The following is a 23,974-nucleotide window of genomic DNA, read 5'->3' on the forward strand; positions in this document are numbered from 1 at the left end:
GTCAATCCACCTAACTATCCTTTTCTAATCACAAGCTAATTAACTGTTTTATTTATTATTAGCAAACCTTCTTCTTACTAAGAAAAAACCGATTAATCCTATTAAAACTAAGAAACTCCCAAATAACAACCAATTGTAAGAATTACTTGCTGTATCAGGTAACGCAGACTCTTTTGTCTCTTCATCTTTAACTGTTTCAGCTTGTTCATTCTTTGTTACAGTCTCAGTAGCTGTATTATCTGTTATTTCTTCTCCTGTTGTATGGTCAATCACATCATCTGCAAAGTACTTAGATGCTCCTTCCATATACATAACGGTAAACGTAGAGAACTTTGTCACATCAAATTGGATATTAAGGTTGCCAGATTCATCTTTTACAATAATTCCAGGTAATACTTCTTTTGTTCCATCACTATGCTGGATAAAAACAGCTAGGTTATCAAGCATTTCAGTTGTTAACGATACATCTGTTGGCAATGGCAACATGATCGTTACCAAATGATTTTGCATGTTTGTTTCAATCTCCATTGGACGTCCAAGTGCTTGGATTTCACTATTTGAATCTTGAAGTATAGCTTTAACCATCTGCTCCTGCTTAGCTTGTTCTTCTATTATTTTTTTATCTGCTTCGTTCTTCACTGGTACAACTCGGAAATATAGATCTTTGTTGAAATCTGCAATGGATTTATTTGGTACGAAAATATTAACATCATTTGTTTGAATTTGGAGTGCAGATCCTCCTTGCCCTAACAATTGCAATGCATTACTTGGTACTTCTACCTTTGTCTCAGATACCTCATCATTGGAATCAGGAATGAAAAGAGTAACTACTTTTTCTACCTTATTTTCCAGTTTTTCTAATACATTTTTCGTATCTTCTAACGTAAGGTTAACTAAATCTGTAATTTTCCCATTTACGAATGTTGTTCGTTGCACTTTTGTTTGTGCAAGCACATCTTGCTTATTATCGGAAACCACATCAATCGTTATTTCTTTTGTAACATCTTTTGGCTTTTCAGCACGTGTAACTTGAAGAGAATAAGTTTTCTCTGAAACTCCATCTGGAGCAGTAACTTTGATTTTAATCATATTTTCCCCAACAGAAAGTGGGATTGTTGCTTCAGATGAACTATTATCTACAAGTTGCTCATTAATTTGCACCTTACTTTCTATTTCTGATCTTAAGAAAGTAATCGTTAATTCAGTAACCTCGTTCTTAACCGAAGCTGTGTATGTTGTTTTCTCTTTATCAAATGTAGGAGTTAAACTAATATTATTTGATAAATTGATAGCAGCAAGTGTATTGTTTGCTGATATCCATTTCACATACAATGTTTGATTTGTTGTTACTGATTTTTCAAAATCATACACCTTTGTTAGCTTGCTATCGGAATACCAGCCTGCGAACGTGTACCCTTCTTTTGTTGGTGCTTCTGGTTGTACTGCTTTCTCATTAAACTTCACTGTTTCTGATGCTACTTTACTTCCTCCATCTGTAGCGAAGTTTACTTGATATTCATTAATCGTCCATTTTGCAAATAAAGTTACATCTGCTTTTATTGGACTTTCAAAGTCATATTGTGTTTCTAATTTACTATCACTATACCATCCTGCAAATGTATAGCCTTCTTTTGTTGGTGCTTCTGGTGATGTTGCTTTTTCATTAAACTTCACTGTTGCGGAGGTTACTTTGCTTCCTCCATCTGTATCGAAGTTCACTTTATACTCATTGATTGTCCATTTCGCAAACAAGGTTACATCAGCTTTCACTGGACTTTCAAAGTCATACTGTGTTTCTAGCTTACTATCACTATACCATCCTGCGAACGTGTACCCTTCTCTTGTTGGTGCTTCTGGTTGTGCTGCTTTCTCATTAAACTTCACTGTTGCGGAGGTTACTTTACTTCCTCCATCTGTATCGAAGTTTACTTGATATTCATTAATCGTCCATTTTGCAAATAAAGTTACATCTGCTTTTATTGGACTTTCAAAGTCATATTGTGTTTCTAACTGATCATCACTATACCATCCTGCAAATGTATAGCCTTCTTTTGTTGGTGCTTCTGGCGTTATTGCTTTTTCGTTAAACTTCACTGTTGCAGAGGTTACTTTGCTTCCTCCATCTGTATCGAAGTTCACTTTATACTCATTGATTGTCCAATTTGCAAATAGAGTTACATCCGCCTTAACTGGGCTTTCAAAGTCATATTGATTTTCAAGCATACTATCGCTATACCAACCTACAAAAGTATAACCCTCTTTAGTTGGTGCTTCTGGCGTTACTGCATTTTCGTTATATTTCACTGTTGCAGCAGCTACCTTACTTCCACCATTTGTATTGAATTTTACTTGATACTCGTTCATTTCCCATTTTGCGTACAGTATTACATCTGATGTTACAGGCTTTTCAAAGTCATATAACTCAGTTAATTCTTTATCACTATACCAACTTACTAACGTGTATCCTTCTTTTGTTGGTGTTTCTGGAATAACGGCCTTTTCATTATATTTCACTGTTTCGGCAGCTACCTCGCTTCCACCATTTGTATCGAAGTTTACTTGATACTCATTAATTTCCCATTTTGCATATACTGTTGCATCTGATGTTACAGGCTTTTCAAAGTCATATAACACAGTTAATTCTTTATCACTGTACCAACCAACAAATGAATAGCCTTCTTTTTTCGGCATTTCTGGTTTTGATACTGACTCGTTTTCTTTCACAGACTGCTCTACTACATTACTTCCACCATCTGTATCAAATACGATGAAGTACGTAGGCATTGTTCCAAATGGATAAAGAGATGGATATTGTCCTGTTTTTATACCCCAAATGGAGTTAAAGTCCCAACCGGCTGCAGTGTATGAATCTTTTTTCTGCATTGCTACTGTAGATAAAGGTTCCCCTTTTCCTATATCTGATTGAGAGCTAGTTTCTTGATTATAATAACTGCTAATAACGGAGCCATAGTTTAGTCCAACTAAGCCACCAAACCCCATAGACCCTGTTACTGCTCCAATGGAATAACTGTTCTTAACTACAGTTGATCCTCCCTGATTGATTCCAACCAATCCACCGACATAATAGTTACCTGTTACTGCTCCTAGTGCATAACTATTATTGATAAGAGAAGAGTTTTCTCCTGCAAGACCACCTAGTTTGTTCAGACCAAATACATCTACATTCGCATAGTTGTTATTCATGTTTGCTGTACTTCTATTACTACCAACTATACCACCTATTGAATATCGACCTGATACCTTACCAGTAACATGGCTATAACTGATTGCCCCATCATTGTTTCCAGCCAGTCCTCCAACATAATCAGAACCTATAATATTCACATTTTCCAATCCAATATTATGGATAGAACCTTCCATCCCTATATAAGCAAACAGACCAGCATAATTCACATCTGTACGCTCTATACGAAGGTTTGTAATATTATAACCGGCACCATCTAATTCACCTGTAAAAGCTTTACCTGTATTAAAATCACCTATAGGTTGCCAATTCGTGAATCCACTTAAATTAATATCATTTTCTAGTTTATAATGAGCCGTTAAATTGTCTCGAACTTTATTTAATTGCTCAGCAGTTGTAACTAGGTAAGGATCAACTTCTGTCCCAGAACCTTTCATAGCATTCGGATCTTTCCATTGTGCATATAAAGTGATTGTTTCTTCTTTCATCGTAAAGGAATCGCCTTCTGCAAAAGAAGCTCCAGTTCCATCTGCTTTTGTATTCCAGCCATTAAAGATAAAGCCTGTTTTTGCTAAATTATCTGTGTTTCCTTTTACTGTAACATTGTCTTCTTTTTTATATTTCGTGCCATCACTAGGTACAGAACCTTCTGTAGCACCATTTTCATTGTATTTCACACGGTATGTTTTGATCATTTCAAATGGTTGTAGTGATGGATAGCTATTACCACTATTTTCCCATGTGTAATCAAAGTCCCAACCTGCATCTGTAAATGTAGAGATTTTCTGCATTTCTGCTGTTGAAAGACCATTACCTTTTCCTGAATCCACCTGATTGGTTGTTTCTTTATCATAGAAACTATTACTTATGGAGGCATAGCCACTGTTTAATGCGATTAGACCGCCTGTATTTGTTCCAGCAACATTACCAATCGCATAACTATTACGAATGGATCCATTTCCAGTGTTTACTCCAACTAAACCTGCGCCATATGCTCTCGCTGATACATTTGAGGTTGAATAACTGTCACTTACAGTTCCCGACATATTATAACCGACTAATCCGCCAAAATAGGAACCAACTGAAGGAATTGCTGTTACATTCCCATCAGAATAACTCTTTGAAATTGTTTTCCTATTTTCTCCAACTAGTCCACCAACTTCATTATTCGCTCCTGTTACCGTTCCTTTTGCATAACTATCACTCATAATTCCATTGTTAGTACCAACTAACCCACCTACAATTGCAGAACTACCATGAATTGTTCCACTAATTAAACCACTATTACTAATAGTACCATTATTGATTCCTACTAAACTTCCAACTATGTTAGTACCGGTTACTGATACACTTTCTAAGAAAGTATTGCGAATTGCTCCACCTGAATATATAGAAGAAAAAAGTCCTGTCCCCATAATATTACTATTCATTTTTAATTCAGTAATAGTATGGTTAGCTCCATCAAAACTTCCTCTAAATCCAGCATTATAGGTACCAATTGGTTGCCAGTTTATATAACTGCTTAAATCGATATTATTCCCTAATTTAAAGTGAGCCGTTAAATCATTTCGCACACTGTTCAATTCATCAGCTGTTGTAATAATATAAGGATCCTGCTCTGTACCCGAACCATTCATGGTAAAAACTGCTTTCCAATTAGCATACAGAGTAATACTTTGATTTCCTATATTAAACGTTTCATCTGCTTTATAATTCGTTCCACTACCATCTGCTGTCGTATTCCAGCCATTAAAAGCAAAACCTGTTTTTTCTAAATTTCCAGTGTTTCCTTTAATAGAGACTGCTTCACCATTTTTATAACCTGAATCATCAACAGGTATATCGCCTGCTGTTGCTCCGTTTGCATTATACGTCACTTCATAATTAGGAACATATCCAAATGGGTGAAGTGTAGGATATTGTCCATCGCTAATTGTCCAGATATTGCTAAAATCCCAATATGCACTTGTAAAAGTGGTCTTTTTCTTCATGTCTACAGTTGACATCGGTGTACCATTGCCATAATTTGATTGACCTGATGTTTGTTGATCATAGTAGCCAGAAGTAACATAGCCACCATTACTAAAACCAACTAATCCACCAACATAGCTATTACCTTCGACTTTTCCGGAACCATAACTAGTTTTAATACTGCCGTTATTAATCCCATTTAAACCACCTACATATGTTGTTCCCTTGACATTTGCTTGTGAGTAACTATCTGTGATAATTCCTCCATGGGAACTTGTCCCAACCAAACCACCAACCTGATCCGTACCAGTGACTGTTCCAGTAGAATAACTTCTGCTAATTGTTTTATCACTTATACCAATTAATCCACCAGCCGTACTACCACCAGTTACATTACCACTTGCATGGCTATCACTAACAGGTCCAGAATTCGATCCTATTAATCCACCTATTTGATGAGATGTTCCTTGGATAGTTCCATTTTCAGAACTACTATTACTAATTGTTCCTTTATTGTATCCTACTAAACTTCCAATCAAAAATTGCCCTTTAACTGAAGCATTCTTTAAGTGAACATTTTTTATGGTAGCGTTAGTTTCTACACTACCAAATAACCCTAATCCATATGTTTGACTATCAATTGTTAATCCACTAATAGTATGATTATCTCCATCGAAACTTCCTCTAAATGATGGTCCTGAAGAATAATCTCCTATTGGCTCCCAATTTGGATAATTACTTAAATCTATGTCATTACCTAACTTATAGAAAGCATTTAAATTATCACGAACTTGATTAAGTTCTTCTGCAGTTGTAACGATAAATGGATCTTGTTCTGTTCCAGAACCATTCATACCTGTGCCTACTGCATAGCCGATACCTGGTGGTTGTATAATCGATAACAACAATACCCAGATAAGTATTATGGAAAATATGCGCTTCATCTTTTACTTCCCCTCTTAATTTCACTAAAAAGAAAACCTAATGGATAGACTGACTATTACTTTCTAATCGTTTGAATCTATAAGTATCCTAAACAACCACCCCTTTCTATCCTACTATAGTAATATATCGGTATATCTCCCTCATCCCAACATAGGAAATTAGAGGATTAAATGTATCTTATTTCCAAATATTAGAACCCTTTGACCTAACGTCTTACATTAATATCCAAATACTTTTATATAACGGACCTCTTTTCCCACTTGAGATCTAGCTTTTTCATAAACGCATGACTTTTTACCTACTATCTTCATTTTCATAGTTACTTTCTAATTTGGATACATTTACCGATTATTTTCCTATCTTTTACTTCACTTAGTGTTTGGAAAAATGTGATTTTACATGGAAATAAATCTAAATATTAACAAGATGACGAGAAGTATATTTATAATAGATATGATAAATATTTACTATCTTATATAGTAAATACTACTTTCCACTAATCCTTCCATTTGCAAACTAGTGGAAACAGAAAATAGCCCTCTTATTATTAAGAAGGCCATTGATTAGATATTGTTTTCTTATGGAAAAGCCTATAGATTCGTTACTATGCTTAAAATTAAGCTTTGAGAGATAATCTTTTTTTAATAGTAGATAATTGTAGAAGATTATTGTGTTTCTTCAATAGTAATGCACTGTGGAGAGTGCATAAATGTATCAGACGTATTTTTATCATTCATTTCATTTCTCCAATATCCTTAGGACTTTTTTTATCTCTGACTATAACCACTAACATATATGTGCTAAAACATAAAATAATTAAAATCGTTATCGGTAAACCATATGAAGCACTTAATGAAAATATAGTATTACTAATGAAATGAAAAAGGCTTAGTGAAAATAAGAAGCCTATATAAATTGTTTTTCTCATTGAGTCTACAATAACACCAACCTGATTATATCCAACATATGTTAGTGATAGCCAAATGAAAAAAGGGAAGAATAATAAGGTGAATAGTATAAAAATAACCATGAATTACCTCCTTATGCTAAATACTCAGCATGCTCTGCCCATCGTATAAAATCCACTGGCTTTACAGTTCCCGTATATTTTTTATAATATAACGCTAGAAGTTCTATCCTGACCACTCCTTTTTAAGCTTTTATTTTCTTCATGAGAGCAAACTTGTTTGTAGTATATAGAAGATAGTTCTGTTTCTTCGTCTTAATATAGATTCGATCAGTCGTTCCATATGGAGTTCCAATTCTTACGGCGGTTTTATCTACTCCTCCATATGTATCATCTTCTATAAATTCCACTATTTCCTCTATCGGAATTCTAACCTCTGTTAGCTGCCAGTTAATGATTAATTCTTTAGCTGTTTTTTTTATTTCTATTCCTAATGGAAACATATCATTTTCTCCTCCCGAGTATTATTTATTAACCCATATCTTTTAAATGTCATCACTTTATATATCTAAATCTCAAATAATCCTAAAAATTGAAATAATACAAAAATCAATAGTAGTGTGAATAACAACTGAATAATAGTAAGTTTATAAGCATTAGGATTATCCGCATATTTTCGTTCCATAACAGCTCGAACTATTTCGGATATAATCAAAAATAAAATCATGATAATCCAAGGCTGTAGAAACCAATAAGTAAAATCACTTGATAGATATACAGGTAAAGAAAGTAACATACCGACCATTGCGATGACTCTAATTGTCCAATCAATTCTTTTATGCTTTTGATTTACATGGTTATAGGAGAAGAAATTATGTTCTTCGACTTTCAACCATTTTCTCATGGTGGTATGAAAAGCAAACAGCGCTAAGGGAACAAAAACTAATAATATAATCATTATGAGTGTAGTAATAGGTTCTGTATCATACATACTAATTCCCCCTCCTAAGCTGATAAAATTTAGTACAACCAAGTAGATATATACATTTATTTACATTAATATACTAATAATATCTACGATTAAGTCTTAAAAAAGATTCAGATGTTATCTTCTCTTTTTAAGCTTTTCTAAATACATCAACCTAGATATCAGCAATTGTGTAAATATTATGATAAGATAAACATAACTCACGTACCTCTTTCTTCTTTCTTATCCCCTACATATTCGTTATTTCTAGTTATTAAGTTTTTCAAAGTATATAAACGATAAATCTAACATGGGAGGAATTCACATTGGAGTCATTTCAAATGCAAACAGATGTAGTGGTGGAGCAGCCTCATCATAAGCTGCTACCGAAAAAAGTACTAGCCAAGAGAATATTCTTTATTATTTTAGGAAGTATTTTGATGGGAGTAGGAATCGAGGAATTTCTTGTTCCAAATCAAATACTAGATGGTGGGATTGTAGGTATTTCTATTATTCTGTCCCACTTAACAAGCTGGAAACTTGGCTATTTTATTTTCATTCTTAATATTCCTTTCTTCTATATTGGATATAAACAAATCGGAAAGACATTTGCCTATTCCACTCTTCTCGGAATCACCGTTCTCTCCATAACCACCATTTCTTTACATGATGTACCTGTGTTTACCTCTGATTTACTTTTAGCAACCGTTTTTGGTGGAATCATATTGGGCATTGGAGTAGGGATTGTTCTGCGATTTGGCGGTTCACTTGATGGTACAGAAATACTAGCACTCCTATTCAGCAAAAAACTTCCTTTCTCTGTCGGCGAAATCATTATGTTTTTTAATGTATTTATTTTTATTTGTGCTGGATTTGTTTTTTCTTGGAACCGTGCCATGTACTCTCTTATCGCTTATTTTATTGCATTTAAAGTAATTGATATTGTAATAGCTGGTCTAGATGAATCTAAATCAGTCTGGATCATTAGTGATGATTCTGACTTAATCGGTGAAACAATAATAGCTAGATTAGGACGTGGAGTAACCTATCTAAAAGGAGAAGGTGCATATACAGGAGATAATAAGAAGGTCATTTTTTGTGTCATCAATCGTCTTGAAGAAGCCAAATTAAAAACGATTGTAGAAGAATTAGATCCGTCTGCCTTTCTTGCCGTCGCTAACATTTCAGAAGTTCGTGGAGGAAGATTTAAGAAGAAAGATATCCATTAAAAGCATTTAAAAATCCATACTTTTTCGTTCTTCAACAGTCTAAGACTTCCAACTGGAGGTCTTTTTGTCTGCGTTAACATTTGTTTTCCTCCTTTTCTTTAAGGTATATTGTTGATTATAAATATTTAAAGCATAATAGGTTTAATTACTTCTGTTTTTGTAAAAAATTTCATTAGTTAGGAGGGAACATATTTGAAGAAAAATACTACCATTAGTATCTTACTTTTATCCACCGTCGTTTGTGCTCTTTGGATTTTTGGACTTGGTTGGGTATTAGTGGATTATTATAGCCAAACAAGTACGAAAATCGAAACAGCCTCTGATGTAGAAAAGCAGGATGATGAAAGTACGGATATTCGTTTACTTGCCCTAGGTGACTCGTTAACAAGAGGGACTGGGGATGATACAGGAAAAGGGTATATTGGCTATTTAAAAGAACAGCTTTCCGAGAAAACAGATAAGAAGATTACCTTATATAATTATGGAATCAAAGGGCTCACTTCAACAGATTTAACAGAACAGATAAAACAACAAGAGATTCAGAGGCAAGTGTCAAATGCTACTATTATCTTCATTACGATTGGTGGAAACGATTTATTCCAGGGAGGAGAATCCCTTCAAAATATAAACGAAGATTCTATCCTCAGCTTGGCAGACTCCTATAAGACTAATTTAGAGGAGGCATTATCAACACTCCGTCTTCATAATGAACAAGCTACCATTTATTTAATCGGATTGTATAATCCTTTTAGTGATTTAGAAGATAGTGCTTTAACTTCTCAAGTAGTTCGTAATTGGAATAATCAAACAGCAGAAATAAGCGCTAACTATGCTAAGACCATTTTTGTTCCTACATATGATATCTTTCAGCAAAATGTACAAACCTATTTATATACAGACCATTTTCATCCAAATAAACAAGGATATCAACTAATGGCAGACAGAGTTGCATCCCTTATTTCATGGGAGGTAGATGAAGATGAGTGATATCACATTATCTGTTCAACATTTACGTAAAAAAATTGGAAAACGTGAAATTATTAAAGATATAAGCTTTGAACTAAAAAGCGGAGAGGTATTTGGCTTCTTAGGTCCTAATGGAGCTGGAAAGACTACTACTATAAGGATGTTAGTAGGGTTAATTAAACCTACTTCAGGAAGCATACAAATTTGCGGATATGATGTTAATAAAGATTTTTCTAAAGCGATGGAAAGACTAGGATGTATTGTAGAAAATCCTGAATTGTACCCTTATTTAACGGGGTGGGAAAACCTAGAATATTTTGCGAGAATGCTGACAAATGTGGATGATACCCGGATACAAGAAATAGTAGATCTAATTGGTCTTACCGATCGTATACATGATAAAGTAAAAACCTATTCACTAGGTATGCGACAACGACTCGGAATTGGACAAGCTCTACTAAGCAAACCGAAAGTATTAATACTGGATGAACCTACTAATGGATTAGACCCTTCTGGAATTAGAGAGATGCGTCAGTTTATCAGATATTTAGCTAAAGAGGAAGGATTAAGCGTGCTAGTTTCTAGCCATTTATTAAGTGAGATTCAATTATTATGTGATCGCGTATCCATTATCCTAGATGGAAAAATTATTCACACTGAATCAGTTCAAACCTTACTCACACAAAAGGAAAAATTAATATGGCGTTTTTCGCCATTAGAACAAGGTGCTCAACTATTAAGACAAGTTTCTCCATCTGTTCAAATTCAAGGAGATATGGTGATTACTCCTTATATAGAAACAGAAGTATCTAATTGGAGCAGATTATTAATGGAAGGAAATATTGAAATAAAGGAAATGAATCGTCAAATCCCTTCTCTTGAGCATCTTTTCCTCGAACTCACTGGAGGCGAGTCCAATGGGTAAATTAATTTATAATGAAATGCTAAAACTTGTAAAAAGCAAAAGGATATTCGTTATAACCATCATTATCGGCATTATGATTTCCATGTTCACATATGCTCAGTTTCGTGAAATGGAAAATGTAAAGAAAAGAATTGGAGACACTGATTGAAGAGTAACCTTACAGCAATCTATTATTGATATGCAAAACAGAATAGGCTCTAGTGGTATTTCCGAAGAATGGCGCTCACAGCTAAAAGTACGGATTGATCAAAGTCAATATTATTTAGATCATAACATTAACCCACAAGAACCTGGCGCTCCTACATTTTTGCGGGTCTTTCTAGATAACTCTATTCAGTTATTACTTCCTTTAATGGTGATGATTGTATCAGCTGATTTAGTTTCTTCCGAAAAAAGTCTTGGAACCATTAAGCTTTTATTAACAAGACCCATAAAACGATGGAAAATATTAATGAGTAAATACCTTACTCTTATACTAACTATTTCTATCATTTTGTTTATTTTTGGTTTATTCTCTTATCTCATTTCTGGCTTGTTTTTTGGATATGCAGGGTGGTCTGCTCCTGTGCTTACTGGATTTACAGTAGAAGCTGGGGAATTAAATACAGCAAATGTGCATTTAGTTCCACAATGGCAATACTTGATAATGGTATTTGGTCTTGGATGGTTTGTTTCCCTAGTTGTCGGAACTCTATCCTTTATGATATCTGTATTAATTAGGAGTACAGCAGCAGGAATGGGAGTTATGCTTGCATTCTTAATTTCTGGAACCATCATAAGTTCTATTGCCTCTTCTTGGGAGTCAGCTAAATATTTATTTATGGTTAATTTACGCCTAACCGATTATTTACAAGGAAATATACCACCTATTGAAGGCATGTCCCTTCCCTTTTCTTTAACTGTTTTGGCAGTTTGGGGAATAGCTGGATTAATTATTTCTTTTGTAGCATTTACAAAAAGAGATATTTATTAATAGAAAAAGTGTGTTACCTATCGCTTTTTAGGTAACACACTTTTCCTTATTTAGGTTCCTCTACCGTTAAAGAGATGAATTTATCTTCTGTTGTTTTGTGGTTAATGGTTACTATAACTGTTTTTTCTTTCCCATCTTCCTTTACTTGGAAACGAAAAGAATCCTGCACTTCCTGTGAAGATATTTTTTTCCTACCTACATATTCATAATCAGTAACTGCTTCTTCCGGATAATCTGCTTTCACTACAGCTATTGCGATACTTCCATACTTTTCATAATCTAACTTTTGAACAGCAATGTTATGAGATGGGAACATAAATGCCATCATCAAAACGATAACACTCCCCATTAGGATAGTTAAAGAACGACTTTTCATAGTTACCTCCACCTGCTTTTTCTTATTTTTCCTTCTCTATGGTGATTTTATGTATGTTTTCGCTTCTTCTATTAACAAGAGTGGAATTTCTTCATTTCTTCTCCATTCACTTGCAAAAGAACTTATAGGAGGATTCGTTTCTTCTACTAAAGGGCAGATTTCAATTGTAAAAGCTGGCAATTGATAAGTAGTTATAAACCAATCTGTATAGCCTCCACCTACTGCATCCTCTTTCGGCTCTCCTAATTTATAGCCTGTTTCTTTGGCAATTGCTTCTGCTATTTTCTTGTCTCTTTGCTCATTATCATTCTTATATTGCCAAAATATCTCTTGCCCAGATGAGTGATAGGATACTGCAAGAACTGGTTTTATTTGCTCTGTAAGCTTAACAATTGCATTTGTTTCTCTTGCTTCTAACGGTTTTTGCCCTTTATAGTTTTTGTAAGAAGGTTTTTCACTACCATGCTGTAATGCTTCCCATCCAGCTGGATATTGTCTATTTAAATCAATTCCAAGACCATTGCTTTTCCAACTACTAAAATCCGTTGAACCATTATTCATTTTCAAGATTCTTCTTTTAGAAAGAAAGGGGAATTTTTCTATGTCTCCTTGTTGAATGGTAACTCCATCAGGATTCAACATCGGTACAAACCATATAGAAAATTGATCTAAGTAATTTTCATTTGCTTGTAAAGATATTGCTGTTTCTTCTACCATCTTCATCGTCAATAGGGAAGTAATCCACTCTCTTCCATGATGTGCTCCCGTAATCATAATATTGTTCTTTCCTTTTCCAACCTGTATTGCATATAGCTTCCTTCCAAACTCAGAATTCCCAAATGAAATAATACGTAATTGGTTTTTATATTTACTTTTTAAGATCCATACATCTTCTTGGTACTCCTCATATGTATAAGACTTCGTTGTATTAATAATTGAGGCAGCATGAACAAAGTCCACTTCATATAAGGATATTATTACAATTGCAATGGCCATTATTAAGTATTTCATCATTCCCCTCCTTCCCTTTTATTTTGCGAAAACATCCCTCATCTTATTCTTTGAACTAAGATAAAGAAAGTATTATTTATACAGGTAAAATTAGATAATCCCATTGATTCAACATAACCAAGATTTAGTGGGTAACAAATCTGATGTTCCTCATATACTATTCATATCTCCTTCCCAGATTAGGAGGCAAGAGATATGAACAAAACAGATTATGATCGAGCACTTTACTATACACATCGATCAGAATGGGATAATCTCCTCATTTTGATGGTGAGAACACATGACCATTTTCTTTCCAAAAAAATTGAACAATTTCTACACGCCTATAACTTTGAACATGATTATTCTGTCATAGAAAAAAACTTATATTCATTATTACGTTATATCGACCACGCCAACGAGCTAGCGGAAGATGAATGGAATCACACAACCACTATGTAAAATATAGAATTCCACCAAAAAAACCACGGCTTTGGCCGTGGTTTTAGACTGTTGAAAAACAAAATTGACTATGGACAATTTGTGGAAATAGAGATAAACCCTCTCGTAACACAATGGATTTTTCTATGTACTTTCCCATTCAAATATGGAAATAGTAAAAAATTGAAAGAGCTATGAAATAATGTATGATTCTTCGTACCATAGAGAATTTGGAAAAGACCACTTTTAGAAAAATAGTCGTATAAATCCTCTTATTTTCATTACTTCTATGAAAAACAACGGAAATAAACGGAGAATTACGCCTATTTCCTTAGAACACATGAAATCGGAGGCATTTTAATTACTTAACCGGAAAAATCCGCTTATTAGCAAGGCAATTAACATTATATTTACCTTTAGTCGGAATTCTCCGCTTATTTTTGATGATACCTACAAATTGGCTGTAGAAATTTTTTTAAACAAAATTATTAATATAAGCTTAAGAAAAAGAAACATAGAAAAAAAATGTATTTTTCCAGATGATTTATGTTTCAATGGTGGGACTCCTATGGAATCTGCGAAAGCTTTATACCCTGCAGGCAAAAGACAGACCTCGGCTAAAGCTCCGAACCCCATGGAAAGCGAACCCGAACGCCTGTAACAGAAACCAAAACCTTATTTAGCGAGTTCATTACTTATACAAATTCTCGACATACACATGTTATAAAAATTGGAGGCATTTTCATTGACATCATCTATTTTCAAAAAGGTGAAACCACGGCTAAGCCGTGGTTTTGCTGCTACTTCTTATACTCCACCCTATACACATCAAATCTTCTATCCTTCAATTGGCGAACAGTTCCTCTTTGTCGTTGGCGTCTTAGTATTTCTAAGTCTACGTCTCCTATCATAACCATTTCTATATTAGGATTGGTTTCCCCCACTATCCCATCTCTCGCAAATTCAAAATCAGAAGGAGCAAATATCGCAGACTGAGCATATTGTATATCCATGTTTTCTGTTTGAGGTAGATTTCCTACTGTCCCGGCAATAACCGTATATACTTGATTCTCCACTGCTCTTGCTTGCGCGCAATATCGAACGCGTAAATAGCCTTGGCGGTCTTCTGTACAAAATGGTGTAAAGATGATTTTTGCTCCCATATCTGTTGCAATACGAGCGAGCTCAGGAAATTCAATATCATAGCAAATTTGAATAGCTATTTTTCCACAATCTGTATCAAACACTCTAATCGCATCACCTCGTCGAATTCCCCACCATTTGCGTTCATTAGGAGTGATATGTAATTTATATTGCTTTTCGATTGTTCCATCTCTCCTAAATAAATACGCAATATTATAAACTTCTTCATCATCCTCTTTCACAAGATGAGAGCCACCAATAATATTGATATTGTATCTTAGCGCTAAATTAGTAAAAAGTTCTATGTACTGCTCTGTATATTCTGTTACCCTTCGAATAGCCACACTCGGTACCTTTTCATGCATAAAAGACATTAGTTGAGTTGTAAGTAACTCTGGAAAGACAATAAAATCTGATTCCGCATCTGAGGCAACATCTGTATAATATTCCACTTGATTAGCAAAATCCTCAAAATTATCAATCTTTCTCATCAGATATTGAACCACACATATTCTTACTGGATAACTACTCTTAAAGAAGCGCTTCGATTTTGGTAAATACTCTACATTATTCCATTCCATTATAGTTGCATAACTTTTTGATTGGGTATCATCTGGCAAATAATTATTATTTATACGCATTAACGTAAAGCCATTTATTAATTGAAAGGACAAAACAGGATCATATATGCGATGATTTAAAACTTCCTGAACATACTCTCTCGCTGTCATTTTGTCTTCATATTTATAGTAATTCGGAATTCTACCACCAATAATAATACTTTGTAGATTTAGACTTCTAGCAAGTTCTTTTCTCGCTTCGTATAAGCGATGACCAATCTTCATTCTTCTAAATTTAGGAGCTACCATTACTTCTATTCCATATAAGTTATATCCATCAGGGTTATGGTTAGAAATATAACCTCGATCTGTTACTTCATCCCAAGTATGCCTAGCATCATATTCATCAAAGTTAATGATCAAACTAGAACAAGATCCAATAATCTCCCCATCATATTCTGCAACAAATTGACCATCCTGAAAAATATTGATATGGCTATGTAATTGGTCCTTTGTCCAAGGTTCCATTCCTGGGAAACATACTGCTTGAAGTCTCATTATATTATCTATATCACGATATTCCATATTACGTATTACTAGTTTCCGCTCAAATTTTGATAAATCCAATTTTGACATAGTATTATACTCCCTTATAAAAAATTCTCTTTTCTACATAAATGAGATACATCTAGCATTTAATAGAGTTAGACTACTTCTTTCTACATTTCCCTATTTTATTGAAATGTAATCTTTTTAGAACACAAGACAAGTTTGTTTACATCAAATTTAATAACATTTATACTTTTTCTATACTCTTGTCTCTTTATTGAAGTAGGAGAGAATAAAACGAAGGAGCATTATATGGTTGAAAAAGAAAAGCAAAAAGACCCTAGAGAGAATATCCTCTATTTAGCATGGATTGCCTCTGTTATTAGTATGTTCGGCAGTCTTTATTTTTCCGAAATACGAGATTTTGTTCCATGTAATCTTTGTTGGTATCAACGAATTCTTATGTACCCTTTTGTCATTATTTTAGGAATAGCTGTTATTAGAAAAGACTATCAAATCGCTTTTTACACGATGATTCTTTCAGGAATAGGTGGATTAGTTTCTATCTATCATTACTCCATGCAGAAAATCCCCACTTTATTTGAAACGTCCCATGCATGTGGTCCTGTTTCTTGTACGGGATCCTACATAAATTGGTTAGGATTTATCACTATTCCTCTTTTAGCACTAATTGGATTTACTATTATCTTTACGTGTAGCTTGATTGTTTGGAGAAAAACAAAGGAGATGAACAAATGAAAAAAGTACTCTTTTTCACTATATTTACTGTAATATTATTTGTTGGTATTTTTCTATTATCTAATTACCAGAAGGATAAGGCACTTGAAGGAAGCTTATATGATAAAACAGATTTAAATGCTGCAACGATTGACCAGCTTGAAGATCCTAATTATCAAAATATAATTGTACCTGACGATTTAGATACTAAATTAGCGGATGACGGTACTGCTACTGTCTATTTCTTTAGCTCTACTTGTATTTATTGTAAACAAACAACACCTGAATTAATGCCATTAGCAGACGAATTAGATGTGCATATTGACCAATACAACTTACTAGAATACCAAGATGGTTGGACAAAGTATAATATCGAATCAACTCCTACCCTTGTTCAATTTAAAGATGGGAAAGAAGTTGGCCGTATTGTTGGGTATAATGAGCCTGATGTATTTAAACAGTGGCTTGAGGAGTATAGTGTAACGGAGTAATAGAAGGATTTGTAGATATAATATAGTTGATATGTGTTTTGGGAGGTTTTCCGAGACTTCCGGTCACGGGTCAACCGGAAGCCTCTTCAAATAATGAAATATTGTTTACTATATTATCTGTTCATATAAGTACTCTTTAATCTCTATATCACTTTTTAAAATAGATTTTAGGAAGATTAAATAAAATTTTTATGCTAATGATCTACGTTCCAGGGGTGAGACTCCCTGTGGGCTCAGCTCGAGCCCCACGGAAAACGAATCCCTGTAACGAAAATCATCCCCCCTATTTCAGAGAGATATATAAATAAACTCCTTCATAACCTCCTACTACATTATCCAGGACTATATTGACAAACTGAAGATACAGCTATTTTTTCTATAGCAAATACTGATTATCTGCTTCTATATACATGCTAAATTCGCCCTGTTTATTGTTGCTTCCTTGATTCACCATAAAATTATCTAAATCAAAGGGAAAAAACAAATCAAACTCTTCTAAAATCTGCACATTTTTTTCAAATAAGTGCTGATAGTCCTCTTTTTGATCAGGATCTTCTAAAATATTGATTAAAGTTTGAAGACTTGCGATAACCTGATATGATGTTTTTAAAGTGCTTGAAACTTCTGGTGTTATCGCTAAAACCTGTAATCGCTCAAAAGCACGAATCTCTTTATCCGAGAAATAATAAGGAAAAATCTTAGAATAAAATGTATGAATGAGTTCGTTGATTCTTTCCTCTTGTGTAGGTGTTGATGCAAAAACTACTTTCATTAACTAAAAACCACCCTTTTTATTTCTTTAAGCTTAAAGTATTATTAACCATAGTCTAACATAGGACTTGCTTCCATTTCTGTGGTAATTAAAACCATGATAGGTTGGATAACCTGTTTTTATACATATATAGGAAATGAAATCAAGAGAAAAAGGAGGATACCTTAAAAATGAATTTCGAACGTAAAGGAGATTGGCTGCTTCTTAAAATCCCTACACAATGGGAAAACAAAAATATAGAAGAAATATTCGCTTCTTACTTATGCGCTTCTAGAAAACAAATTCATCTGTTTAAAATGGAAAAGAAGGTACAATTAAATAACCAAAATGTACCTTGGACAACTACTGTTCATAAAGGAGATTCACTTAAAATTAAACTGTTTCATAGCCAGCCAAATACGATAACTCCAACATATATGGACTTATCTATTCTGTATGAAGATGATTTTCTTCTTATTGTAAATAAGCCTGATTCGATGGACACTCATCCAAATGATCAAGTTGATACAACATCCTTATTAAATGGGGTTGCTTTTTACCTGTTAGCTAATGGGGAGGAACGTCAACTTAAGCATATTCATCGATTAGACAGAGATACAACTGGATGTATTCTTTTTGCTAAACATGAGTTAGTAGCAAATATGCTTGACCATATGTTAAGAGAAAGAGATATTAAGCGAACTTATATTGCAGTAGTACATGGCCTGTTAAGCAAGAAGAAGGGCAGTATTGATAAACCAATTGGAAAAGACAGACATCATTCTAACAGAAGAAGAATTGCAGAAAATGGACAGCATGCAGTGACTCACTATCAATTACTAAAAAAGTACCCTAATAAGAATTTGTCTCTCCTATCATGTACCTTGGACACAGGCAGAACACATCAAATTAGAGTTCACTTAAGTTCTATCAAGCACCCACTTGCTGGAGATACCCTATATGGAGGAACTCCAATTTTTACAAGACAAGCATTACATGCAGTAAACATCCAATTCAAACATCCATTCACAGAGGAAACGCTCTCCATCTATGCACCACCAATGGATCAGCCTGAGATTTTCCCCCATGAAGATTGGAACCATTTACTAAGAGGATAGAATAGGAAAGTTTGCGAAAACCCAAAATTTGATTCTCTACATAACAAAACGAGCCAATCAATTGGCTCGTCCGTTTATTATTATTAAGTTGTTTTACGCATACCACGCATAATCAAGCTTAGAATAAATACTAATACTACAGCACCAATGATACTTGGAATTAAAGCAAAGTCAGCAAGTGTTGGGCCCCAATCTCCAAGAATTAATGAACCTAACCAAGCTCCTACAAAACCTGCAATAATATTACCTATAATACCACCTGGAACATCTCTACCTGCAATTAGTCCTGCAATCCAACCTATAATACCACCTATAATTAATGACCATAAGAATCCCATTTTATAACACTCCTTTATCCATTGTTGTGAAAAAATCTAACACAATTAAGATAGAATGATTTAACTCGAGCATCTAGTCCGTACGGAATTTCTATCCCTATCTGCTTGTACTCTATATTTACCACCCTTGCTTTTTTTTAAACCACCTTACTTATGGAAAAAAGAAATTAGAAGAAAAGCTGGAGAAACTTATAAGCATCTCTCCAGCTTTTCGTTTCCAATATTAGATTAGAGCCAAGCTGCATCTAAACTATATGCTCCAGCTCCAGTCAATGCCACTGCAAGCACAGCGATAATATAGTAGAGATTTAATTCGTAACCATTTGATGTTGCAAAGAAACCATTCTTAAAAATAGAACTTAATATTCTTATTGAAAAAAAATTTTTTATTAACAGGTAAAAAAAGACAGAGTGCTTTTCACTCTGTCTCTTACTTTAATTAAACTATTATATGATTTAAAAACTTTACACATACGCCACCTAAGCTAAATGAAGCTATCATCAACATCACTAGATAACTTTTCCTTCATGTAAAGCATATTACCCTTCACTTATTATTAATTAGAATAGGAATTTGTCAGGATCACTTCCTAATCTTTCATTCATATTCAACCGATCAATTTGATCCATTTCAACTAGGCTTAATTGAAAATCATACAGATTTGTATTTTCTTTTAATCTTTCAGGTTTTACTGTTTTTGGTATCACAATATGACCATTTTGCAAATGCCATCTTAAAATAATTTGGACAGGTGTTTTTCCATGTTTTTTGGCAAGAAATTTTAATGTAGGTTCATTGATTAATCTTCCTTTTGCTATAGGAGACCAAGCCTGTATTTTTATATTCTGTTTTTTGCAGTAGTCTTTTAATTTTTCTTGTGTTAACCGAGGATGAAGTTCTACTTGATTTACAACTGGCTTTTCGTTCGCATAAGCAAGTAAGTTTTGTAAATGATGCTCTTGAAAATTACTAACACCGATTGCTCTTACTAACTTTTCTTGATATAACCTTTCAAATGCCTTCCAAGTTTCTACATATTTATCCTTACCTGGCCAATGAATTAAATAAAGATCAATATAGTCAAGATCTAACTTTTTTAGGCTAGCTTCAAAGGCACGTAAGGTGGAGTCATATCCTTGATTATCATTCCATAATTTCGTTGTTATGAACAACTCTTCCCTTGAGATAACGCTTTCTTTAATAGCTGTTCCTACACCTTCTTCATTTCGATAACTAGATGCAGTATCAATGGATCGATAACCTATTTGAATAGCCTTTTTAATAGTTTGAACCACTTCATTTTCATCCACTTGAAAGACTCCGAGTCCTAATTGCGGTATTTCCACTCCGTTATGAAATAAAATAGTATCCTTCATTGAATGAGCCATTCTTAACACCTCCAGAATTCAATACGCCATTTTTATTATCCTCGATTGAACAATCAGTGTGCTCTGCTAATTCACAATTTATGATTTATTAATCATAAATAGAACTAATTTTTCCCAAAATTTCCATGGAAGCCATTGTCTTGCTAACATCATTTGCTTGACTCCTCTTCCTACAGAATAACGTAACCTTGGGGAATTCTCATTAGCAATTTTATAGACTTTTTTAGCTACTATGGACGGACCTTCGTAATGTTTACTACTATTTTCTAAATAAGACTCTATTTGTTTGAGGTAATTCCAATATGGTGAGGTTTTTTTTTGTGACTCAGTTGCCATCTTCTTTCCACTTGTCCAAATATTGGTACGAAAGGAGCCAGGCTCTACTAAAGCAACATAGATAGAAAAAGGTAATAATTCCAATCGTAAGGCTTCACTCCACCCCTCTAAAGCAAATTTTGAAGAAACATAAGGGCTTATTCCAGGAAACCCCAATAATCCACTTATACTACTAATATTAATAATTCTTCCTTGCTCTTGTTTACGCATGATAGGAAGGATACTTTGCGTTACTCTTATCGTTCCATATAGATTGGTATTCATTTGTTCTTGATATTCAAGGATAGATACTTCCTCTGCAAATCCTGCGCCTGCGTAACCTGCATTATTGATTAGCACATCCACTCTATTAAGCTCTTCTATGTAGGTTTGAAATTCCTTTACGGAACAGTCTATAGTAACATCTAAAGGTAATATTTTTATATTTTCTTCGATGCCTCTTTCCCTAGCTATATCCATCAATACCATTCTCTTCGTTATATCTCTCATTGTTGCAACAACAAAAAAACTTGAGGTAGCAAACTCTATTGCCATTTCTAACCCAAATCCACTATTTGCACCTGTAATAACCACCACTTTTTTATCCAATTAAACACCTTCTATTATTATGTTTTATGTAAGCTGACTTTCTACACATTATGTATTACTTAATACTTTGCTTCCCTTTTTATTAATTTATCATGATTAACTGTTATTGTCTGTTTTATGTAAGCTATTCGCAAAAAGTCTATTCAAATAATAATAACATCCCAAAATTAAATCTTTGGAAATGAATAATGCGTAACTTATCTAGACAGAGGTAATACTTAAAATGAAAGAAGGAAATAGCTCAATTGTAAACTAATTATAAATTTTGTAAAAAAGTAAACAGTATTAAGTAAACCTAATATTAATTTTTTGTAAATTTTAATACAAAATACTAGGATATTCGACATATTTCCTTTACAATATGTAAGTCTTGGTCAAATTTTTTGTTATATATTAATGGAGGTAACCACAAATGGTTTTTAAGAAACAAGATAAATTTGCAGTATTACTAAAAAATATTGCTTCTAATCTTAAAGAAGGAGCAGATTACTTCGCTGATTATAAAATTAAAAATGTAAGTGATCTTAAAATCTTTTCTGAAACAATGAAAGAGATTGAAACAAAAGGTGATACCTATGTTCATGAGGTTATTACTGAATTAAATAAAGCTTTTATCACTCCTATTGAAAGAGAAGACATTCTTGCACTATCCATGAGCATGGATGACGTATTAGATGGATTAGAACATAGTGCTGCTTTACTTGAAATGTACAATATTATAAGTGCAGATGAATATATGCTTCGCTTTGTAGAAGAAATTAAAAGCTGTGCTATTGAAATTGATAAAGCGGTTGATTTATTAACAACGAAAAAATTACCTAAGATTAGAGAATACGCTATTAGAATTAAAGATCATGAATCTAAATGTGATGGTATCCTACGTCAATCTATTAAAAATTTATTCGCTGTAGAGAAAGATCCTATTCGCATTATTCAATATAAAGAAGTATATGAAAACCTTGAGGATATCGCTGATTATTGTCAAAGTGTAGCAAATACTCTTGAAAGTATTATTATGAAGAACGCGTAAGGAGCCTTAATTGCATGAATACATTATTAATACTCACTATACTAATCGTGGTATTTGCTTTAGCATTTGATTTCATTAATGGGTTTCACGATACAGCCAATTCTATCGCAACTGCTGTATCTACTAAAGCCCTTAAACCGAAACATGCTATCATTTTAGCCGCTTGCATGAATTTCGTTGGCGCCATGACCTTTACTGGTGTTGCCAAAACTATTACAAAAGGAATTGTAAATCCTTTTGAATTAACAAATGGCTCCCTTGTAATTCTTGCCGCTTTGATTGCTGCAATTATTTGGAACTTAGTCACTTGGTATTACGGAATCCCAAGTAGTTCTTCTCATGCTATTATTGGAGCAATCGCTGGAGCTGCTATTGCATCTTCTGGTTTCACTTCGCTAAATTATACTGGCTTTATCAAAATTATTGAAGCCCTTTTACTATCACCAATTATTGCATTTGTAGTTGGTTATATAGTTTATACTCTCTTTAAGCTATTTTTTAAAGATTTAAACTTAACAAAAACAAATAGACGTTTTCGTTATTTCCAGATTTTCACTGCTGCGCTCCAATCTTATACACATGGTACAAATGATGCTCAAAAAGCAATGGGGATTATAACCATGGCTTTACTAGCTAATGGTTATGTAACTTCAGAAGATGTACCTTTCTGGGTACAATTTGCTTGTGCTCTTGCAATGGGATTAGGAACATCTGTGGGTGGATGGAAAATCATTAAAACGGTTGGTGGCAACATTATGAAGATTCGTCCAGTAAATGGCGTTGCAGCTGATATCACAGGAGCTGCCATCATTTTCGGATCGACTCTTATTCATTTGCCAGTTAGTACAACTCATGTTATTTCTTCTTCTATCCTTGGAGTTGGTGCTTCACACCGCTTAAAAGGCGTAAAATGGGGAACGGCTCAAAGAATGCTTATTACATGGGTAATTACATTACCTATTTCAGCATCTATTGCTGCCATTTGTTATTTTATTTTAAATATGTTCTTATAATTAGAGAAAGCCACCGTTTATGGTGGCTTTTTTTG

General features: G+C 33.8%; 20 protein-coding genes and 1 pseudogene. 10 read left to right on the forward strand and 11 right to left on the reverse strand.

What is annotated here, in order from left to right; translation table 11 throughout:
• Nucleotides 1–48: 48 nt before the first annotated feature.
• The 4 genes from F9279_RS16570 to F9279_RS16585 all read right to left on the reverse strand — a co-directional run bounded on the left by F9279_RS16570 (nucleotide 49) and on the right by F9279_RS16585 (nucleotide 8,019).
• Nucleotides 49–6,120 (reverse strand): InlB B-repeat-containing protein, encoded by a 6,072-nt coding sequence (locus F9279_RS16570; protein WP_152115054.1) that lies wholly within the window; start codon nucleotides 6,118–6,120, stop codon nucleotides 49–51.
• A 734-nt stretch (nucleotides 6,121–6,854) separates the two neighbouring features.
• The gene (locus F9279_RS16575) at nucleotides 6,855–7,151 is read right to left on the reverse strand and encodes a hypothetical protein (protein WP_152115057.1); all 297 of its coding nucleotides are present in this window, start codon (nucleotides 7,149–7,151) and stop codon (nucleotides 6,855–6,857) included.
• Nucleotides 7,152–7,273: 122 nt separating this feature from the next.
• The gene (locus F9279_RS16580) at nucleotides 7,274–7,531 is read right to left on the reverse strand and encodes a hypothetical protein (protein ID WP_152115059.1); all 258 of its coding nucleotides are present in this window, start codon (nucleotides 7,529–7,531) and stop codon (nucleotides 7,274–7,276) included.
• A gap of 65 nt (nucleotides 7,532–7,596) precedes the next feature.
• Nucleotides 7,597–8,019, reverse strand: a complete 423-nt coding sequence (locus tag F9279_RS16585; RefSeq protein WP_152115061.1) for a DUF4181 domain-containing protein — start codon at nucleotides 8,017–8,019, stop codon at nucleotides 7,597–7,599.
• A gap of 317 nt (nucleotides 8,020–8,336) precedes the next feature.
• On the opposite strand from F9279_RS16585, the gene F9279_RS16590 reads away from it, so the two are divergent.
• The 4 genes and pseudogenes from F9279_RS16590 to F9279_RS16605 all read left to right on the forward strand — a co-directional run bounded on the left by F9279_RS16590 (nucleotide 8,337) and on the right by F9279_RS16605 (nucleotide 12,088).
• The gene (locus F9279_RS16590) at nucleotides 8,337–9,224 is read left to right on the forward strand and encodes a YitT family protein (RefSeq protein ID WP_152115175.1); all 888 of its coding nucleotides are present in this window, start codon (nucleotides 8,337–8,339) and stop codon (nucleotides 9,222–9,224) included.
• A 192-nt stretch (nucleotides 9,225–9,416) separates the two neighbouring features.
• Complete coding sequence (locus F9279_RS16595) at nucleotides 9,417–10,211, forward strand: GDSL-type esterase/lipase family protein (RefSeq protein WP_152115063.1); 795 nt, start codon at nucleotides 9,417–9,419, stop codon at nucleotides 10,209–10,211.
• Complete coding sequence (locus F9279_RS16600) at nucleotides 10,204–11,115, forward strand: ABC transporter ATP-binding protein (RefSeq protein WP_152115065.1); 912 nt, start codon at nucleotides 10,204–10,206, stop codon at nucleotides 11,113–11,115. The genes F9279_RS16595 and F9279_RS16600 overlap by 8 nt, the downstream gene beginning before the upstream one ends.
• A pseudogene (locus F9279_RS16605) lies at nucleotides 11,108–12,088 on the forward strand (ABC transporter permease). The gene F9279_RS16600 and the pseudogene F9279_RS16605 overlap by 8 nt, the downstream one beginning before the upstream one ends.
• A gap of 46 nt (nucleotides 12,089–12,134) precedes the next feature.
• Here the strand turns inward: F9279_RS16605 and F9279_RS16610 are convergent.
• Nucleotides 12,135–12,464, reverse strand: coding sequence for a DUF3889 domain-containing protein (locus F9279_RS16610; protein ID WP_152115068.1), 330 nt, complete (start codon nucleotides 12,462–12,464; stop codon nucleotides 12,135–12,137).
• Nucleotides 12,465–12,500: 36 nt separating this feature from the next.
• Nucleotides 12,501–13,475 (reverse strand): M14 family zinc carboxypeptidase, encoded by a 975-nt coding sequence (locus F9279_RS16615; protein WP_226793632.1) that lies wholly within the window; start codon nucleotides 13,473–13,475, stop codon nucleotides 12,501–12,503.
• A gap of 195 nt (nucleotides 13,476–13,670) precedes the next feature.
• On the opposite strand from F9279_RS16615, the gene F9279_RS16620 reads away from it, so the two are divergent.
• A complete protein-coding gene (locus F9279_RS16620; RefSeq protein WP_152115073.1) occupies nucleotides 13,671–13,916 on the forward strand; it encodes a YhdB family protein in 246 nt (81 codons plus the stop codon).
• A 779-nt stretch (nucleotides 13,917–14,695) separates the two neighbouring features.
• On the opposite strand, the gene F9279_RS16625 is transcribed toward F9279_RS16620, so the two are convergent.
• The gene (locus F9279_RS16625; protein ID WP_152115075.1) at nucleotides 14,696–16,234 is read right to left on the reverse strand and encodes a bifunctional GNAT family N-acetyltransferase/carbon-nitrogen hydrolase family protein; all 1,539 of its coding nucleotides are present in this window, start codon (nucleotides 16,232–16,234) and stop codon (nucleotides 14,696–14,698) included.
• A gap of 225 nt (nucleotides 16,235–16,459) precedes the next feature.
• Between F9279_RS16625 and F9279_RS16630 the strand changes: the two genes are divergently transcribed.
• Both F9279_RS16630 and F9279_RS16635 read left to right on the forward strand, forming a co-directional pair.
• Nucleotides 16,460–16,906, forward strand: a complete 447-nt coding sequence (locus F9279_RS16630) for a disulfide oxidoreductase (RefSeq protein ID WP_152115077.1) — start codon at nucleotides 16,460–16,462, stop codon at nucleotides 16,904–16,906.
• Nucleotides 16,903–17,376 (forward strand): thioredoxin family protein, encoded by a 474-nt coding sequence (locus tag F9279_RS16635; protein ID WP_152115080.1) that lies wholly within the window; start codon nucleotides 16,903–16,905, stop codon nucleotides 17,374–17,376. The genes F9279_RS16630 and F9279_RS16635 overlap by 4 nt, the downstream gene beginning before the upstream one ends.
• 376 nt (nucleotides 17,377–17,752) lie before the next feature.
• Here F9279_RS16635 and F9279_RS16640 read toward each other — a convergent pair whose 3' ends face one another.
• Complete coding sequence (locus F9279_RS16640; RefSeq protein WP_152115083.1) at nucleotides 17,753–18,148, reverse strand: DUF5365 family protein; 396 nt, start codon at nucleotides 18,146–18,148, stop codon at nucleotides 17,753–17,755.
• Nucleotides 18,149–18,318: 170 nt separating this feature from the next.
• Between F9279_RS16640 and F9279_RS16645 the strand changes: the two genes are divergently transcribed.
• A complete protein-coding gene (locus F9279_RS16645; protein ID WP_152115085.1) occupies nucleotides 18,319–19,245 on the forward strand; it encodes an RluA family pseudouridine synthase in 927 nt (308 codons plus the stop codon).
• 83 nt (nucleotides 19,246–19,328) lie between these two features.
• Here the strand turns inward: F9279_RS16645 and F9279_RS16650 are convergent, their stop codons facing one another.
• From F9279_RS16650 to F9279_RS16660, 3 genes are all read right to left on the reverse strand, one after another.
• Nucleotides 19,329–19,583: a GlsB/YeaQ/YmgE family stress response membrane protein gene (locus tag F9279_RS16650; RefSeq protein WP_152115088.1), complete on the reverse strand. Its 255-nt coding sequence runs from the start codon at nucleotides 19,581–19,583 to the stop codon at nucleotides 19,329–19,331.
• A gap of 561 nt (nucleotides 19,584–20,144) precedes the next feature.
• Complete coding sequence (locus tag F9279_RS16655) at nucleotides 20,145–20,972, reverse strand: aldo/keto reductase (RefSeq protein ID WP_152115091.1); 828 nt, start codon at nucleotides 20,970–20,972, stop codon at nucleotides 20,145–20,147.
• A 78-nt stretch (nucleotides 20,973–21,050) separates the two neighbouring features.
• Nucleotides 21,051–21,896: an SDR family oxidoreductase gene (locus F9279_RS16660; RefSeq protein ID WP_152115093.1), complete on the reverse strand. Its 846-nt coding sequence runs from the start codon at nucleotides 21,894–21,896 to the stop codon at nucleotides 21,051–21,053.
• 412 nt (nucleotides 21,897–22,308) lie between these two features.
• Between F9279_RS16660 and F9279_RS16665 the strand changes: the two genes are divergently transcribed.
• Nucleotides 22,309–22,926 carry a DUF47 domain-containing protein gene (locus tag F9279_RS16665; protein ID WP_152115096.1) on the forward strand — a complete coding sequence of 206 codons (618 nt, stop codon included), beginning with the start codon at nucleotides 22,309–22,311 and terminating at the stop codon, nucleotides 22,924–22,926.
• A 14-nt stretch (nucleotides 22,927–22,940) separates the two neighbouring features.
• Complete coding sequence (locus F9279_RS16670) at nucleotides 22,941–23,939, forward strand: inorganic phosphate transporter (RefSeq protein WP_152115098.1); 999 nt, start codon at nucleotides 22,941–22,943, stop codon at nucleotides 23,937–23,939.
• Nucleotides 23,940–23,974: the final 35 nt, after the last annotated feature.

This window comes from Bacillus sp. B1-b2 (genome assembly GCF_009183415.1).
In the GTDB taxonomy this organism is placed as follows: Bacteria; Bacillota; Bacilli; order Bacillales; family Cytobacillaceae; genus Niallia.

What these genes read in the sequence shown, in the direction of transcription:
- F9279_RS16570 (WP_152115054.1), bottom strand. Translation starts at nt 6,120, where the DNA reads ATGAAGCGCATATTTTCCATAATACTTATCTGGGTATTGTTGTTATCG.
- F9279_RS16575 (WP_152115057.1), bottom strand. Translation starts at nt 7,151, where the DNA reads ATGGTTATTTTTATACTATTCACCTTATTATTCTTCCCTTTTTTCATT.
- F9279_RS16580 (WP_152115059.1), bottom strand. Translation starts at nt 7,531, where the DNA reads ATGTTTCCATTAGGAATAGAAATAAAAAAAACAGCTAAAGAATTAATC.
- F9279_RS16585 (WP_152115061.1), bottom strand. Translation starts at nt 8,019, where the DNA reads ATGTATGATACAGAACCTATTACTACACTCATAATGATTATATTATTA.
- F9279_RS16590 (WP_152115175.1), top strand. Translation starts at nt 8,337, where the DNA reads ATGCAAACAGATGTAGTGGTGGAGCAGCCTCATCATAAGCTGCTACCG.
- F9279_RS16600 (WP_152115065.1), top strand. Translation starts at nt 10,204, where the DNA reads ATGAGTGATATCACATTATCTGTTCAACATTTACGTAAAAAAATTGGA.
- F9279_RS16610 (WP_152115068.1), bottom strand. Translation starts at nt 12,464, where the DNA reads ATGAAAAGTCGTTCTTTAACTATCCTAATGGGGAGTGTTATCGTTTTG.
- F9279_RS16615 (WP_226793632.1), bottom strand. Translation starts at nt 13,475, where the DNA reads ATGAAATACTTAATAATGGCCATTGCAATTGTAATAATATCCTTATAT.
- F9279_RS16620 (WP_152115073.1), top strand. Translation starts at nt 13,671, where the DNA reads ATGAACAAAACAGATTATGATCGAGCACTTTACTATACACATCGATCA.
- F9279_RS16625 (WP_152115075.1), bottom strand. Translation starts at nt 16,234, where the DNA reads ATGTCAAAATTGGATTTATCAAAATTTGAGCGGAAACTAGTAATACGT.
- F9279_RS16630 (WP_152115077.1), top strand. Translation starts at nt 16,460, where the DNA reads ATGGTTGAAAAAGAAAAGCAAAAAGACCCTAGAGAGAATATCCTCTAT.
- F9279_RS16635 (WP_152115080.1), top strand. Translation starts at nt 16,903, where the DNA reads ATGAAAAAAGTACTCTTTTTCACTATATTTACTGTAATATTATTTGTT.
- F9279_RS16640 (WP_152115083.1), bottom strand. Translation starts at nt 18,148, where the DNA reads ATGAAAGTAGTTTTTGCATCAACACCTACACAAGAGGAAAGAATCAAC.
- F9279_RS16645 (WP_152115085.1), top strand. Translation starts at nt 18,319, where the DNA reads ATGAATTTCGAACGTAAAGGAGATTGGCTGCTTCTTAAAATCCCTACA.
- F9279_RS16650 (WP_152115088.1), bottom strand. Translation starts at nt 19,583, where the DNA reads ATGGGATTCTTATGGTCATTAATTATAGGTGGTATTATAGGTTGGATT.
- F9279_RS16655 (WP_152115091.1), bottom strand. Translation starts at nt 20,972, where the DNA reads ATGGCTCATTCAATGAAGGATACTATTTTATTTCATAACGGAGTGGAA.
- F9279_RS16665 (WP_152115096.1), top strand. Translation starts at nt 22,309, where the DNA reads ATGGTTTTTAAGAAACAAGATAAATTTGCAGTATTACTAAAAAATATT.
- F9279_RS16670 (WP_152115098.1), top strand. Translation starts at nt 22,941, where the DNA reads ATGAATACATTATTAATACTCACTATACTAATCGTGGTATTTGCTTTA.